At 58.1% G+C, this 14744-nt stretch carries 16 protein-coding genes; 10 read left to right on the forward strand and 6 right to left on the reverse strand.

Going from position 1 to position 14744, the window contains the following annotated elements; translation table 11 throughout:
- Window positions 1-48: 48 nt before the first annotated feature.
- From ASE26_RS28190 to ASE26_RS28205, 4 genes are read right to left on the reverse strand one after another with little or no spacing between them, the layout of a single operon-like run.
- On the reverse strand, window positions 49-2085 hold the full coding sequence (locus ASE26_RS28190; protein ID WP_055933963.1) for a sodium:solute symporter family protein: 2037 nt from the start codon (window positions 2083-2085) through the stop codon (window positions 49-51).
- Window positions 2082-2360, reverse strand: a complete 279-nt coding sequence (locus ASE26_RS28195; RefSeq protein ID WP_055933961.1) for a DUF4212 domain-containing protein — start codon at window positions 2358-2360, stop codon at window positions 2082-2084. The genes ASE26_RS28190 and ASE26_RS28195 overlap by 4 nt, the downstream gene beginning before the upstream one ends.
- The gene (locus ASE26_RS28200) at window positions 2332-3849 is read right to left on the reverse strand and encodes a sensor histidine kinase (RefSeq protein WP_055933959.1); all 1518 of its coding nucleotides are present in this window, start codon (window positions 3847-3849) and stop codon (window positions 2332-2334) included. Before ASE26_RS28200 ends, ASE26_RS28195 begins: the two co-directional genes overlap by 29 nt.
- Complete coding sequence (locus ASE26_RS28205; protein WP_055933957.1) at window positions 3846-4538, reverse strand: response regulator transcription factor; 693 nt, start codon at window positions 4536-4538, stop codon at window positions 3846-3848. The genes ASE26_RS28200 and ASE26_RS28205 overlap by 4 nt, the downstream gene beginning before the upstream one ends.
- A 131-nt stretch (window positions 4539-4669) precedes the next feature.
- On the opposite strand from ASE26_RS28205, the gene recA reads away from it, so the two are divergent.
- The 10 genes from recA to ASE26_RS28255 all read left to right on the forward strand — a co-directional run bounded on the left by recA (window position 4670) and on the right by ASE26_RS28255 (window position 13119).
- The gene (gene recA / locus ASE26_RS28210) at window positions 4670-5749 is read left to right on the forward strand and encodes a recombinase RecA (protein ID WP_055933955.1); all 1080 of its coding nucleotides are present in this window, start codon (window positions 4670-4672) and stop codon (window positions 5747-5749) included.
- A 126-nt stretch (window positions 5750-5875) separates the two neighbouring features.
- Window positions 5876-6334, forward strand: coding sequence for a recombination regulator RecX (gene recX, locus ASE26_RS28215; protein WP_055933953.1), 459 nt, complete (start codon window positions 5876-5878; stop codon window positions 6332-6334).
- A 131-nt stretch (window positions 6335-6465) separates the two neighbouring features.
- Window positions 6466-7032, forward strand: a complete 567-nt coding sequence (locus ASE26_RS28220) for a DUF2889 domain-containing protein (RefSeq protein ID WP_055933951.1) — start codon at window positions 6466-6468, stop codon at window positions 7030-7032.
- Between the two features lie 58 nt (window positions 7033-7090).
- The gene (gene sucC / locus ASE26_RS28225) at window positions 7091-8257 is read left to right on the forward strand and encodes an ADP-forming succinate--CoA ligase subunit beta (protein WP_055933949.1); all 1167 of its coding nucleotides are present in this window, start codon (window positions 7091-7093) and stop codon (window positions 8255-8257) included.
- A 13-nt stretch (window positions 8258-8270) separates the two neighbouring features.
- Entirely contained in the window at window positions 8271-9152 is an 882-nt protein-coding gene (sucD, locus tag ASE26_RS28230) for a succinate--CoA ligase subunit alpha (protein ID WP_055933947.1), read from the forward strand.
- Between the two features lie 63 nt (window positions 9153-9215).
- On the forward strand, window positions 9216-9869 hold the full coding sequence (locus tag ASE26_RS28235) for an FHA domain-containing protein (protein WP_055933945.1): 654 nt from the start codon (window positions 9216-9218) through the stop codon (window positions 9867-9869).
- A gap of 195 nt (window positions 9870-10064) precedes the next feature.
- Complete coding sequence (locus tag ASE26_RS31795) at window positions 10065-10532, forward strand: pilin (protein WP_082507436.1); 468 nt, start codon at window positions 10065-10067, stop codon at window positions 10530-10532.
- A 316-nt stretch (window positions 10533-10848) separates the two neighbouring features.
- On the forward strand, window positions 10849-11319 hold the full coding sequence (locus tag ASE26_RS31915) for a pilin (protein ID WP_055933943.1): 471 nt from the start codon (window positions 10849-10851) through the stop codon (window positions 11317-11319).
- Window positions 11320-11591: 272 nt separating this feature from the next.
- Window positions 11592-12062 (forward strand): pilin, encoded by a 471-nt coding sequence (locus ASE26_RS28250; RefSeq protein WP_055933941.1) that lies wholly within the window; start codon window positions 11592-11594, stop codon window positions 12060-12062.
- A gap of 577 nt (window positions 12063-12639) precedes the next feature.
- On the forward strand, window positions 12640-13119 hold the full coding sequence (locus tag ASE26_RS28255) for a pilin (RefSeq protein WP_055933939.1): 480 nt from the start codon (window positions 12640-12642) through the stop codon (window positions 13117-13119).
- Window positions 13120-13359: 240 nt separating this feature from the next.
- On the opposite strand, the gene ASE26_RS30990 is transcribed toward ASE26_RS28255, so the two are convergent.
- The gene (locus ASE26_RS30990) at window positions 13360-13743 is read right to left on the reverse strand and encodes a hypothetical protein (protein ID WP_156398096.1); all 384 of its coding nucleotides are present in this window, start codon (window positions 13741-13743) and stop codon (window positions 13360-13362) included.
- Between the two features lie 375 nt (window positions 13744-14118).
- Window positions 14119-14571 carry a hypothetical protein gene (locus ASE26_RS30995; protein WP_055933936.1) on the reverse strand — a complete coding sequence of 151 codons (453 nt, stop codon included), beginning with the start codon at window positions 14569-14571 and terminating at the stop codon, window positions 14119-14121.
- Window positions 14572-14744 lie beyond the last annotated feature (173 nt).

The following is a 14744-nucleotide window of genomic DNA, read 5'->3' on the forward strand; positions in this document are numbered from 1 at the left end:
ATGTTACTCGAATGGCAATCTTAATTTCTAGCCAAATGTAACTTTCATCTATTCTGGTGTGCGGATGTGGCGTACAAGCGACAGGGTGCGTGCATCCGGCGCCGGCGTCAGCAGGCTGACCACAATCAGCGCGGCCAGCCCGGCCGGCACGCCGAACACACCGGCCGAATTGGCGGCGATGCCGAACCACTGCCCGTTGATGCTGCCGCCCAAGACCGGATTTGCGTGCAGCATGTAGTACAGGCAGGTAAAGAAGCCCGCCACCATCGCGGCGATTGCGCCCTGGTGGTTGGCGCGCTGCCAGAATACGCCCGCCACCAGCGCCGGGAACAGCGTCGATGCGGCCAGCGAGAAGGCGGCGCCCACCAGCGACAGGATGTCGCCCGGCTTGGTCGATGCGGCATAGGCTGCGATGAAGGCCACCGCCAGCAACAGCAGCTTGGAAATCGTCACCCGCTTCTGGGTTGATGCCTCCGGATCGACGATCTTGTAATAGACGTCATGCGACAGTGCGTTGGAGATCGCCAGCAGCAGGCCGTCCGCGGTGGACAGCGCAGCAGCCAGGCCGCCCGCGGCCACCAGTCCCGATACCACATACGGCAGGCCGGCAATCTCCGGCGTGGCCAGCACCAGCACGTCGCCATCGATCTGGATTTCCGCCAGTTGCACGATGCCGTCCAGGTTGATGTCGCTGATGGACAGCAGCGGGTTGGCCTTGTCCACATTGGCCCAGTACGAGACCCAGGTCGGCAAGTGCGCGAAATCGCTGCCCACCAGGGAGCTGTAGATATCGTATTTGACCAGCACCGCCAGCGCCGGGATGGTCAGGTACACCAGCAGGATGAAGAACAGGGTCCAGAACACCGACACCCGCGTTTCCTGCACCGAAGGCGTGGTGTAGGAGCGCATCAGGATGTGCGGCAAGGCGGCCGTACCCACCATCAGGCAGAACACCAGCGCCAGGAAGTTGTTGCGCTTCTGGTCCGACTGCTCGCGGTCGGCGCCGGGGAAGGGCTCGGCATGCTTGACCAGTTCGCGCCCGCGGGCCAGGTTGTGGTTGCGCTGCTCCGTCCACACGGCCGCCGCGTCTTCCACGGTCTTGGGATAGTCGGCCAGCGCCCGTTCGGCGGCGCGGATTTCCAGCAGCGAGCCGTTGCGCTGCTTGACCATGTCCAGGTTGTGCTGCGCTTCCAGCCGGCCCGAATCCCAGGAGGCCGGCAAGCCGTGCAGGCGCACGGCGAAATCGTCGGCGCGCTGCAGGAATACTTCGCGCACCTCGGTTTCTTTGTCGTCGTGCGCCAGTTGCGATTCGCGCGCGCTGAGCTTGGGCAGCAGCTTGCCGTAGGCGACCTGCGGCACCGGGTTGCCGCCATGCTTGACCGCCAGCCACATGGCCGGCATCAGGAAAGCCACCAGGATGATGATGTACTGCGCCACCTGGGTCCAGGTAATTGCGCGCATGCCGCCCAGGAAGGAGCACACCAGGATCGACGCCAGCCCGAGGAAGATGCCGACCGAAAAATCGACGCCGGTGAAGCGCGATGCGATCAGCCCCACTGCATAAATCTGCGCCACCACGTAAGTGAAGGAGACGATGATGGTGGCGCCAACCGCCATCAGCCGCACCGCGCGCCCGTTGACACCGCCGCCGTAGCGCGCTGCGAAGAAGTCGGGAATGGTGTACTGGCCGAACTTGCGCAGGTAGGGCCCGATCAGCAGCGCCACCAGGCAGTAGCCGCCAGTCCAGCCCATGATATAGGCCAGGCCGTCGAAGCCGTGCAGGTACAGCCCGCCCGCCAGCGAGATGAAGGACGCAGCGGAAATCCAGTCGGCCGCCGTGGCCATGCCGTTGAACAGCGAAGGTACGCGCCGCCCCGCCACGTAATATTCCGCCACGTTCGAAGTGCGGCTGATCACGCCGATTGCCGCGTACAGGATGATGGTGGCGAACATGAACAGGTAGCCGATCCACAGGCGCGGCATGCCTTCCTTTTCCAGCATTGCCAGTGCGAGCAGGAACATGGCGAAGCAGCCGGTGAAGATCGTGTAATAGCGCTGCAGCTTGCGGAAGAAGGGCGTCCTCATGCCTGGCCCTCGCTCTCGCTGCGGTACAGCCGCTCGATGGCGCGCATGCGCCAGGCGTAGAAACCGATGATGGCGAGGTAGATCAGCGATGCGCCCTGCGCGGCGAGGTAGAACGACAACGGCCAGCCGAAAATCGACAGCCCGCTCAATTCGCGCGCAAAGAAAATGATGCAGAACGTGGTGAGCAGCCAGGTGGCCAGCAGCCAGCCGGTCATGCGGCGTACGCGGCGCCAGTGGCGCTCGATCTTATCCAAATTGCGGTACCTCTTCTTCATCGGGCGGCACGTCCGGCTCGCGCAGCGGGAACGTGACGCGGAACAGGCAGCCCGGATATTTCGGGTCGGTGGTGCGCGGGTTGGCGAACAGGTCGACTTCCGCATCGTGCTGCTGCGCCACTTCGCGCACGATCGGCAGGCCGAGGCCGGAGCCCTCGGTATTGCTGCCCAGGATGCGGTAGAAGCGTTCGAACACATGGCCCCGTTCCGCTGCCGGGATGCCGGGGCCGTTGTCTTCCACTTCGAGCAGCGCATGCCTGCCGGTGCGGCGCACGCGCACCGTGACTGCACTGCCGCGCGGCGTGTAGCGCAGGGCATTGTCGATCAGGTTGGACAGCATTTCGCGCAGCATCATGGCGTTGCCGGAAATCGGCACCTCTTCATGCGGCGGCTCGTAGCCAAGGTCGATGCCGTAGTTGAATGAAGCCTGCACCCAGTCGTGCACCGTATTGCGCGCCACTTCGCCCAGCTCCAGCGGCGCCATCGCGGTGCCGGCCTGGGGCTGGTTTTCGGCGCGCGCCAGTGCCAGCAGCTGGTTGACCAGGCGCGTTGCGGCTTCCGACGATTTGGCCAGCTGCTCCAGTGAACGGTGCACCTCGGCCTGGTCGGTCTGCCTCAGCGCCAGTTCCGATTGCGTGCGCATGCCGGCCAGCGGGGTTTTCATCTGGTGCGCGGCATCGGCGATGAAGCGCTTCTGCGAATCGATCGACAGTTTCAGGCGCTCCAGCATTTCATTGAGCGACTTGACCAGCGGCGTGATTTCCTCCGGCACCTGGCGCGGCGGGATCGGGCTCAAGTCGTCGGAAGGGCGGGCGCGGATGCGCTCCTGCAGCTCGCGCAGCGGCAGCAGCCCGCGCGACAAGGCAAACCACACCAGGGCCAGCACAATCGGCAGGATGATGAACTGCGGCAGGATCACGCCCTTGATGATTTCATTGGCCAGCTTGGCGCGTTTTTCCAGCGTTTCGCCCACCTGCACCAGGGCCAGGCGCTGCGGCTGCGCCTTGTCTTCTTCCAGGTTGACCCAGGTCCAGGCGATGCGGACCGGCGTGCCGTGCAGCGTGGCGTTGCGGAACAGGACGGCGCCGGCGCGGATGTCCTGCAGTTCCGGGTCCTGCTTCGGCGGCGGCGGCAGGTCGCGGTCGCCGTCGACGTGGGCGCCGGACGGGCTGCTGACCTGGTAATAGATATTGTCGATGTCGTCGGCGCGCAGGATGTCGCGCGCCGGCCCCGGCAGGCGAGGGATCGCGCCGGCCACTTCGCGCACCTGCTGCGTCAGCACGGTGACGGTATCTTCCAGCGCATGGTCGAAAGGCTGGTTGGCGATGGACTTCGCCACCAGGTAGGTGATGGCGATGCTCATCGGCCACAGCAGCAGCAGGGGAGCGAGCATCCAGTCGAGGATCTCGCCGAACAGCGAGTGCTGGATCTCATTTTCTTCGGCGGCCGGGGCGTGGTCCCAGTCGGCGGCCTGCTGCTCGCCGTTCACGTGGCGGCCGGCGGTTGCGGCGGGTTGAATTTCTCCAGGCAGTAGCCGAGGCCGCGCACGGTGGCGATGCGGATGCCGCCCACTTCAATCTTCTTGCGCAGGCGGTGCACATAGACCTCGATGGCGTTGTTGCTGACCTCCTCGCCCCATTCGCACAGGTGGTCCACCAGCTGCTCTTTCGACACCAGGCGCCCGGTGCGCGCCAGCAGGATTTCCAGCAGGCCCAGTTCGCGCGCCGAGAGGTCCAGCATCTGCTCATTGATATAGGCGCTGCGCCCCACCTGGTCATAAGTGAGCGGGCCATGCTTGACCACCGTGGAGCCGCCGCCCTGGCCGCGCCGGGTCAGGGCGCGCACCCGCGCTTCCAGTTCGGACAGCGCGAACGGCTTGGCCATGTAATCGTCGGCGCCCAGGTCGAGGCCGTTGACACGCTGCTCCACCGAATCGGCCGCGGTCAGGATCAGCACCGGCAGCAGCGAGCCGCGCGTGCGCAGCCGGCGCAGCACTTCCAGGCCTGACATCTTGGGCAGGCCCAGGTCCAGGATCAGCAGGTCGAATTCCTGGGTGGACAAGGCCGTGTCCGCCTCCTGCCCATTTTTTACGCAATCGATCGCATAGCCGGACTGGCGCAGGGAGCGCGTCAGGCCGTCCGCGAGGACGCTGTCATCTTCGGCTAATAGGATACGCATAGGCTAACTGTAACCACCTCTTTGATAAATCGCAAAGTTTGCAAAAAGGGGCTTGTCAAAAGCACTGTAATTTTATACAGTACCACCTGTACATACGTAGTGACCCAATTTATCTAGCGCGAAAGAACATCATGGACGACAAAAAAGGAGCAGTACCGGCATCGGAAAAAGCCAAGGCCCTGGCCGCGGCGCTGGCCCAGATTGAGAAGCAGTTTGGTAAAGGCTCGGTGATGCGCATGGACGCGTCGGCCCCGATCGAGGAAGTGCAGACTGTCTCCACCGGCTCCCTGGGGCTGGATATCGCGCTGGGCGTAGGCGGCCTGCCACGCGGCCGCGTTGTGGAAATCTACGGTCCTGAGTCCTCCGGTAAAACCACCCTGACCCTGCAAGCCATCGCGGAAATGCAGAAGCTGGGCGGCACCTGCGCCTTCATCGATGCGGAACACGCGCTGGACGTGACCTACGCCCAAAAATTGGGCGTCAACCTGCACGAATTGCTGATCTCGCAGCCGGACACCGGCGAACAGGCCCTGGAAATCTGCGATGCGCTGGTGCGCTCCGGTTCCGTGGATCTGATCGTGGTCGACTCCGTCGCCGCGCTGACCCCGAAAGCCGAAATCGAGGGCGACATGGGCGACTCGCTGCCGGGCCTGCAGGCGCGACTGATGTCCCAGGCGCTGCGCAAGCTGACCGGCACCATCAACCGCACCAATACCCTGGTGATCTTCATTAACCAGATCCGCATGAAGATCGGCGTGATGTTCGGCTCGCCGGAAACCACCACCGGCGGTAACGCACTGAAATTTTACGCATCCGTGCGCCTCGACATCCGCCGCACCGGCTCGATCAAGTCGGGCGACGAGGTGATTGGTAACGAGACCAAGGTTAAAGTGGTCAAGAACAAGATTGCCCCGCCGTTCAAGGAAGCCCACTTCGACATCCTGTACGGAGAAGGCACTTCGCGCGAAGGCGAGATCATCGACCTGGGCGTGGACGCCAAGATCGTTGAGAAGTCGGGTTCCTGGTATAGCTACGGCGGCGAACGTATCGGCCAGGGTAAGGACAATGCCCGTACCTTCCTCAAAGAGCGCCCGGCACTGGCGCGCGAAATCGAGAACAAGGTGCGTGCAGCGCTGGGCGTGCGTGAGCTGCCTGCGGTGGTCGATGGTGGCGATGAAGCGCCGGCGCCTAAACTGAAGGCAGTCGACTAAAACCGGTAAATCTGGGTACGACCCAAGGGTCGGACCCGCCAGATCACAGACCTGCGGCTCCGGCACGTCGGGTCTGACCCTTGGGTCAGACGGGACGGCCATCCGGCCGGTTTACCGGTTTAAAAGATGCCCCTCCCCAAACCCACCCTAAAAGCCCGCGCCCTCCGCCTGCTAAGCCAGCGCGAGCACTCCCGCCTCGAACTCGCCCGCAAGCTGCAACGCCACGCGGAAGAGGGCGACGACGTCGAAGCCCTCCTGAACTTCCTCGAACAAAACAAATGGCTCTCTGAAGAGCGCTTCTCCGAAAACCTGGTGCACCGCCGCTCCGCCCGCTACGGCAACAGCCGCATCGTGGCCGAACTGCAGCACCACGGCATCGGCGGCGAGATGCTGGCCGAAGTAAAGGAAAGCCTGAAAGAAGACGAAGTCGAGCGCTGCTGCGAAGTCTGGCGCCGCAAATTCGGCGAAGTCGCCGCAGACCCCGAAGGCCGCCAAAAGCAATTGCGCTTCCTCATGTCGCGCGGCTTCTCGCAGAAAGCCATCCGCACCGCCATGAAGGGCACGATGCCCGACGAGGACTTTTAAATTGGCCTGACAAGGTGTGCTACACTTCGATAGTTTTATGCAGCACCGCGGGTGCGGTGGTTGTCCGTAGAAGCTGCGGCGTACTGATTAGCTGCTTATAATTTTGGCCACTTTTGAGTGGCATCGGTCTTATGTCCCTGTCAAATCCAGTCTCCCGACGTGCGCTGCGGCATACGCGCGCCATAGACATCCAGGCGTATTCTCGCGAGGATGGACTGTGGGATCTTGACGCCCATATCACGGACATCAAATCCTTCGACACCATGCTGGCATCCGGTCCGCGCAAAGGCAATGAAGCCCTGCACGACCTGTGGCTGCGTGTGACCGTCGATAAGCAGCTGACCATCATCGATGCCGAAGCAAGTTCGGACGCCGTTCCCTATCCTGGCCATTGCGACACAATCGGCCCAGCCTATAAAGCCTTGATCGGCCTGAACCTGATGAAGGGTTTTCGCCATGCAGTCAAGGAAAGGCTGGCCGGCGTACATGGCTGTACCCACCTGACAGAACTGGCCCTGGTCCTGCCGACGGCAGCCGTGCAAGCCTTTGCCAATGACGTCTGGCCGGTGAACGAGCGTTCCAGCACTGCGACAGAGAAACCGTTCCAACTCGATAAGTGCCACGCCCTCAAGACCGATGGCGGGGCAGTTGCCGAGTTCTACCCACGCTGGTACGCCAACAAGGCGGACGCAGCCTAGGTGCTGTACAAAATACATCTAACCAACAAACAGGTATTCGAAAGAAGGGAAAGCCAGCATGAAAATCCATGAGTATCAAGGCAAAGAGATCCTCCGAAAATTCGGAGTGACCGTACCGCGCGGCATCCCGTGCATGTCCGTGGAAGAAGCAGTGAAAGCTGCCGAAACCCTGGGCGGCCCAGTATGGGTCGTGAAGGCACAGATCCATGCCGGTGGCCGTGGTAAAGGCGGCGGCGTGAAAGTAGCCAAGTCGCTGGAACAGGTCAAGGAATACTCCGACCAGATCATGGGCATGCAACTGGTGACCCACCAGACCGGCCCTGAAGGCCAGAAAGTCCGCCGCCTGATGATCGAAGAAGGCGCCGACATCAAGAAGGAACTGTACGTTTCACTGGTAACCGACCGCGTTACCCAGCGCGTTGTCCTGATGGCTTCCTCCGAAGGCGGCATGGACATCGAAGAAGTCGCTGAAAAGCACCCGGAACTGATCCACAACGTCGTGATCGATCCAGCTGTTGGCCTGACCGAAGCTGATGCCGCCGACGTTGCGCGCAAGATCGGCGTGCCGGAAGGCTCGATCGCCGACGCGGTGACCAACCTGCAAGGCCTGTACAAAGCCTACTGGGATACCGACGCATCCCTGGCCGAAATCAACCCGCTGATCGTGACCGGTTCCGGCAAGATCATCGCCCTGGACGCCAAGTTCAACTTCGACGCGAATGCCCTGTTCCGCCGTCCGGAAATCGTCGCTTACCGCGACCTGGACGAAGAAGATCCAGCTGAAGTCGAAGCATCGAAATTCGACCTGGCCTACATCTCCCTGGACGGCAACATCGGCTGCCTGGTGAACGGCGCCGGCCTGGCCATGGCAACCATGGACACCATCAAGCTGTTCGGCGGCGAGCCTGCCAACTTCCTGGACGTCGGCGGCGGCGCAACTGCCGAGAAAGTGACCGAAGCGTTCAAGATCATGCTGAAGAACCCGGACCTGAAAGCCATCCTGGTGAACATCTTCGGCGGCATCATGCGCTGCGACGTGATCGCCGAAGGCGTGATCACCGCATCCAAAGCCGTGTCCCTGCAAGTTCCGCTGGTGGTCCGCATGAAGGGCACCAACGAAGACCTGGGCAAGAAGATGCTGGCCGATTCCGGCCTGCCAATCATCGCCGCTGACACCATGGAAGATGCAGCCAAGGCCGTAGTCGCTGCCGCTGCCGGTAAATAATTAAGGAATCACTATGTCTATCCTGATCAATAAAGACACCAAAGTCATCACCCAGGGCATTACCGGCAAAACCGGCCAGTTCCACACCCGCATGTGCCGCGACTACGCGAACGGCCGTGAAGCTTTCGTTGCCGGCGTGAACCCGAAGAAAGCCGGCGAAGACTTCGAAGGCATCCCAATCTACGCATCCGTCAAGGAAGCGGCTTCGGAAACCGGCGCGACCGTTTCCGTGATCTACGTTCCACCAGCAGGCGCAGCCGCTGCAATCTGGGAAGCCGTAGAAGCCGACCTGGACCTGGCCATCTGCATCACCGAAGGCATCCCAGTCCGCGACATGATGGAAATCAAGGACCGTATGGCTAAAGCAGGTTCCAAGACCCTGCTGCTGGGCCCTAACTGCCCAGGCCTGATCACCCCTGACGAAATCAAGATCGGCATCATGCCTGGCCACATCCACAAGAAGGGTCGTATCGGCGTGGTTTCCCGCTCTGGCACCCTGACCTATGAAGCAGTCGGCCAGCTGACCGCACTGGGCCTGGGCCAGTCTTCCGCAGTTGGTATCGGCGGCGACCCGATCAACGGCCTGAAGCACATCGACGTGATGCGCATGTTCAACGACGATCCTGACACCGACGCGGTGATCATGATCGGCGAAATCGGCGGTCCGGACGAAGCCAACGCAGCCCGTTGGATCAAGGACAACATGAAGAAGCCAGTGGTTGGCTTCATCGCCGGTGTGACCGCTCCTCCAGGCAAGCGCATGGGCCACGCCGGCGCGCTGATCTCCGGCGGCGCTGACACCGCGCAAGCCAAACTGGAAATCATGGAAGCCTGCGGTATCAAGGTAACCAAGAACCCATCCGAAATGGCTCGTCTGTTGAAGGCAATGCTGTAATAGTAGCTGTATGATAACGGGGAGCTTCGGCTCCCCGTTTGCGTTTACCAGGAGGATATCGATTTGGCAAAACTACTCGTGATGCGAGAAGGTGTTATCGAGCAGACAGTGCAGCTCACCAAGGAGCGCATGACCGTCGGCCGCCATAAGCATAACGACATTGTCCTGAATCACGGGGCTGTGAGCGGCGAGCACGCCCTCGTCACGACCATCCTGGACGACTCCTTCCTGGAAGACCTGCAAAGCACAAATGGTACATTTGTGAACGGCCACCGCATCGGCAAGCACTTCCTGCAGCACAAGGACGTGATCAAGATGGCCAAGTACCACCTCGAATTTGTCAGCGACGGCATCCGCCCGCTGGCCGCCGCCGCCGCCACCATCCCGGCCATGCCGGCGCCGCCCTCGGCCTCAGCCTCGCTGCCTTCCGCGCCGCACACCCAGTTCGCAGAACTGCCGCTGGCCCATATAGAAGTCCTGAACGGCACGAACGCCGGCAAAACCCTGAGCCTGACCAAGCCCGTCACCAGCCTGGGCCGCCCGGGCGTGCAGGTAGTCGTGATCACCCGTGCCCTAGAAGGCTATTCCGTCGCCCACGTGGAAGGCGACAAATCTCCTCTGTTGAATGGCGACCCAATGCCGCGCCAGCCGCACTCGCTGAATGGGGGCGACATCCTCGACCTCAGCGGAATCCTGATGGCATTCCGCGTCAGTTGACGAAAATTGTCATGGAGCAACGCCGCAAACTGACAAAGATTGCAGGCCGTTGACCAAAATCGTCATACTAGCATTGCGAAACTGACATTTTTTGACAGAAAGCAGGGTGATTTGCTGAAAAATTGAGCTGGCACGGGGATTGCTCATATCCAAGCGTTAGACCCAATTTTTAAGTTTTTTACAGAGGAGCAGTAAATGAAATCCATGAAGATGATTAAGCGTCAAGCACAAGCCGGTTTCACCCTGATCGAACTGATGATCGTTGTGGCAATTATCGGTATCTTGGCTGCAGTTGCAATTCCAGCTTACTCCGACTACACCGCCAAGGCTAAAGCAGCTAACGCTATCGCTTCCGTCGAATCCCTGAAAACCGCTGTTGCAATGTGCGCACAAGAAGCCGGCGGCGTTCTGACCACCTGCGACACCAACTCTGACGGTGTTCCAGCATTCACCTCGACCAAAGAAGTTACTTCTGCTTCGGTTACCGACGGCGTGATCACCCTGACCTTCGCTGCCGGCATCGGCACTGGTATTGATGGTTCCACCATCATCTTCACCCCACGCCTGCGCGCTAACGACACCACCATGCGTTGGACCATCGTTTCGAACGCCACCAACACTGCTGTGAAGACCGCAATCGAGAAGAACAGCGTAGCTTCCTAATCGAGCTGCTGGCTGAAATACGCCAGGCTGTAGATCAAATGCCGCCCAGTGCAAACTGGGCGGCATTTTTTATTTGTGCGCAGGAATTTGAACCTCAGCCGGATCGTTCCAAGTGAGCTGACAAAAATTTTCACAAGTAGCGCTGCAAGTGACAAAGTCTGCAGGGCACCTGACTAAAAATGTCGACTCAGCAGGAGAAAATTGACAGTTTTTGACCGAAATCAGCGCAATCCGAGATAAATTGAATTGGCACGCCGATTGCTCGTATCCAAGTGTCGTACCCATTTCTTGGTTTCTTACCCGAAGGAGAGGCAACATGAAATCCGTGAAAATGATCAAGCGTCAAGCACAAGTTGGTTTCACCCTGATTGAACTGATGATCGTTGTGGCGATTATCGGTATCCTGGCTGCAGTAGCGATCCCGGCATACTCTGATTACACTGCCAAGGCTAAAGCAGCCAATGCAATCGCTTCCATCGACTCCCTGAAAACCGCAGTCGCCATGTGCGCCCAGGAAGCCGGCGGCGTTCTGGATACCTGCGACACGGGTTCTGGTGGCGTTCCAGGCACCTTCAGCGCGACCAAAGAAGTTGCATCGGCCTCTGTAACCAACGGGGTAATCACTCTGACGTTCGCCACTGGCATTGGCACGGGTATTGATGGCACCACAGTTGTCTTCACTCCACGCCTGAACTCCAACGATACGACCATGCGCTGGACAATCGTCTCCAACGCAACCAACGCAGCTGTGAAGACCGCAATAGAGAAGAACAGCGTAGCTTCCTAATCGGCGGCAGCCTGAAACAAGCCAGGCTCCGGATCAAATGCCGCCCAGTGAAAACTGGGCGGCATTTTTCATTGGGCGCAAGAGTTTAGATTTCCTTCGGAACCACTGACAAAGTCTGTCCGGCCGTCGACTAAAATTGTCGACTCAGCAGGAAGAAATTGACAGTTTTTGACGGAAATCAGCGAGATTTCAAAAAAATCGGGTTGGCACGCCGATTGCACGAAATCATATGTCGTTCCAATTTCTTGGTTTCTTACCCGAAGGAGAAGCAAATGAAATCCGTGAAAATGATCAAGCGCCAAGCACAAGCTGGTTTCACCCTGATCGAACTGATGATCGTCGTTGCCATTATCGGCATCCTGGCAGCCGTCGCGATCCCAGCCTACTCCGACTACACCGCCAAGGCCAAAGCAGCCAACGCCATTGCTGCCATCGATTCCCTGAAAACCGCAGTTGCCCTGTGCGCTCAAGAAGCTGGCAACGCCCTGGATACCTGCGACACCGGTTCCGGTGGCATTCCAGGCTCGTTCACCGCGACCAAAGAAGTTGCCTCTGCCAGTGTTACCGACGGCGTAATTACCCTGACGTTCGCCACCGGCATCGGCACTGGCATTGATGGCACCACAATCGTCTTCACGCCACACGTGAACCAAAACGACACCACTATGCGCTGGACGATTGTTTCGAACTCCACCAACACTGCGGTGAAGACTGCAATCGAGAAGAACAGCGTCGCATCGTAATCTCGCGGTTCATCGCAGAAAACCCGAAAACACGGACCTTGCTATTAGCAGTAGCGCAAGTGGGTCAGACCCTTGGGTCTGACCCAGGTTTACCGGTTTCAATCTGTCTCGCGCTGGATAGCAAATCCGTAGCGCGAGACAACCCCGACCAAGATCGCTCAACGCATGCCCCGCCCTTTCCAAGCGAACCCACAAAACCTGGGTCAAACACAAGCCGTAAGGCCGTCTGGTCCGACTACCGCCACAACGGCCCGACTGCCAGAGCGCTTCCCTGAATTCTTCAAGCACCCAAAAAAGCCGAGCGCCTTCACAAATGCCGTCCGGTAGAAACCAATCGGCAATGCTCATTGCAACCTCCCGTGCTAGTCGGTCCTCCGTTTAGCTGACAATTTTTTGCAATGGAAGATTCCAAACTGAAAGGTAAGCACGCCGATTGACAAAAATTGTCGATTCAACAGGAAAGTTGACATTTTTTGACGTAAACCAGGCGCTCCTCAGACCAGTCGAGCTGGCACGCAGATTGCAAGTACCCAATCGTCCTACCAAATTCTCAGTCCCCAACCCGAAGGAAAAGCAAATGAAGTCCGTGAAAATGATCAAGCGCCAAGCACAAGCTGGTTTCACCCTGATCGAACTGATGATCGTTGTTGCCATTATCGGTATCTTGGCAGCCGTAGCGATCCCAGCCTACTCCGACTACACCGCTAAGGCGAAAGTAGCCAATGCCATTGCTTCCGTCGATTCGCTGAAAACCGCTATCGCCGTGTGCGCACAAGAAGCCGGCAACGCCCTGGATACCTGCGACACCACCACCAGCGCCACTCCAACGAATGTTCCAGTCTTCACCGCCACCAAAGAAGTTACATCTGCCTCTGTTGCCAACGGCGTAATCACTCTGACACTCGCTACTGGCATGGGTACTGGCGTTGATGGCACCACCATTACCTTCACGCCACACGTCATCGTGGGCGACACCACCATGCGCTGGTCGATTGCCTCGACGGCCACCAATCCAGCTGTGAAAGAAGCCATCGAGAAGAACAGCACCGCTTCCTAATCGGTTGCTAGCAAAAAAATCGAGCTTCCGCTCAGATGCCGTCCAGTGAAAACTGGGCGGCATTTTATTTTTGGGAATACGGTCGGTCAGCATTGCCGGGCCTGACATTCGGACCGTCAAGCAGATTCTTGATATATATCAATATGCGAAATCGGCCAAATCCGCCCTTGAGATTTGTCAAAAGATTGCGCTCGCTGTCCGAGTGTAACAGACCTGGCACCGGCTCGTGAGGCAGCGTCATTATCGCGCTTGCATCAAGTCAACTGCCGTGGCTCGCGCGTCCATCGTAGCGCTCACGACAAACCATTTATCTTTTTGCTTTTCTAAATTTATTCGTATCAATCCGCTACGCCCTCCGCCGCGCACTCCGCAGTCAAATGAGGCACTACCAGTCGATCCGGCGAAATTCAGTTCATAGCCGAAAGGGCTAAGACTGACTGCTGGCTCAGATCCGAACTCAGCTTGAACATCGTGTGAGCTCCTGATAAAACGCTCTGCAACATCGAATGCCGCGCTATAGAGACAGGAAAAGTACCCAACAAAATAAGTCAAAAAAAATAGAACGGTTAGCAATAGAACCTTGTTCCCGAATTTGCTCCGAACTTTCCCTACTTTTACCGGCATTCGCAGGCTCCTTTGTTATATATCGTCACCCAAACACCTGCTGCGGCACTTTCACTGACACCGGGGGTTACAGACCTGGCAGTGGTTCAGGCTTTAATTTAAAAACCTTGTGGATTAGGATAACCTCCGGGGTTGCTTGCAACGTAAATGTGTTGATTCCGCCTTTTACCAACTAGAGCGCTTTGTACATAACGACCCAGTGCAGGAACATGACTCGGTGCCTGGTCTGATTCGGTGCCTGGTCTGTCATTCGGACACGCGACCTGACTCTTTGATAAATATCAATACGCGAAATCGGTCAGATTCGCGCCTTGAGATTTGTCATCAGAGTGCGCTTGCTGTTTGAATGACAGACCTGGCACTGGTTCGCGCTTGTCAATCGTATTGGCGCGTAACGAATTCCTTCTTATTGAAGTCATACTCCATAATCGAATACGGGAATATCCTTAGATTTGCCTTAGCGATTCCATCGACATTTGAATAATTAAGGAGAAACCATTTTGTTACCCACGAAAGTTGGGTGTGATTACCTTCGACAAGTTTTGTCTTATTAATGGGGGCAATTGCATGACGTGATACAAATTCTGAAATATCTGCTTTAATATAAATTTGCAGGGAATAGCCCACGACTGTGGTCGCAACAAAAGTAGATAGCAAGAGGTTCCTCAAATGCCTTCTTGATTGATTTTGCGACGCCAGAGCCAGATAGCTTCCAGCGATTAAAAAGAAACCAGAGAATAGCCATCCTGAAAAAATGAAGGTATCAAATAAAACGACAAATATACCGGTTATCAACGGCATCAACAGAGTTAACTTTACTTTTGGCATTCGCATTCCTTAGGCACTGAACGACGATAGATCCAGCCATCTGCGGCACCGATCAATCCAATCTCAGCACCGAGTCGGAAATTTTCAAGCTAGTTGTCGCCTAATTTGATAATTCAAGCTGCTTGTTTCAGTGTCAGTGGTTCCGCCTCCGTTTCGCTGTTCAGCGTGTTTCC

The organism is Duganella sp. Root198D2 (genome assembly GCF_001428585.1).
Lineage (GTDB): Bacteria > Pseudomonadota > Gammaproteobacteria > Burkholderiales > Burkholderiaceae_D > Rugamonas.

Bases quoted from the DNA above. Each gene is read 5' to 3' on its own strand.
- ASE26_RS28190 (WP_055933963.1), bottom strand. From the start codon at position 2,085: ATGAGGACGCCCTTCTTCCGCAAGCTGCAGCGCTATTACACGATCTTC.
- ASE26_RS28195 (WP_055933961.1), bottom strand. From the start codon at position 2,360: ATGAAGAAGAGGTACCGCAATTTGGATAAGATCGAGCGCCACTGGCGC.
- ASE26_RS28205 (WP_055933957.1), bottom strand. From the start codon at position 4,538: ATGCGTATCCTATTAGCCGAAGATGACAGCGTCCTCGCGGACGGCCTG.
- recA (WP_055933955.1), top strand. From the start codon at position 4,670: ATGGACGACAAAAAAGGAGCAGTACCGGCATCGGAAAAAGCCAAGGCC.
- recX (WP_055933953.1), top strand. From the start codon at position 5,876: ATGCCCCTCCCCAAACCCACCCTAAAAGCCCGCGCCCTCCGCCTGCTA.
- ASE26_RS28220 (WP_055933951.1), top strand. From the start codon at position 6,466: ATGTCCCTGTCAAATCCAGTCTCCCGACGTGCGCTGCGGCATACGCGC.
- sucC (WP_055933949.1), top strand. From the start codon at position 7,091: ATGAAAATCCATGAGTATCAAGGCAAAGAGATCCTCCGAAAATTCGGA.
- sucD (WP_055933947.1), top strand. From the start codon at position 8,271: ATGTCTATCCTGATCAATAAAGACACCAAAGTCATCACCCAGGGCATT.
- ASE26_RS31795 (WP_082507436.1), top strand. From the start codon at position 10,065: ATGAAATCCATGAAGATGATTAAGCGTCAAGCACAAGCCGGTTTCACC.
- ASE26_RS31915 (WP_055933943.1), top strand. From the start codon at position 10,849: ATGAAATCCGTGAAAATGATCAAGCGTCAAGCACAAGTTGGTTTCACC.
- ASE26_RS28250 (WP_055933941.1), top strand. From the start codon at position 11,592: ATGAAATCCGTGAAAATGATCAAGCGCCAAGCACAAGCTGGTTTCACC.
- ASE26_RS28255 (WP_055933939.1), top strand. From the start codon at position 12,640: ATGAAGTCCGTGAAAATGATCAAGCGCCAAGCACAAGCTGGTTTCACC.
- ASE26_RS30990 (WP_156398096.1), bottom strand. From the start codon at position 13,743: ATGCCGGTAAAAGTAGGGAAAGTTCGGAGCAAATTCGGGAACAAGGTT.
- ASE26_RS30995 (WP_055933936.1), bottom strand. From the start codon at position 14,571: ATGCCAAAAGTAAAGTTAACTCTGTTGATGCCGTTGATAACCGGTATA.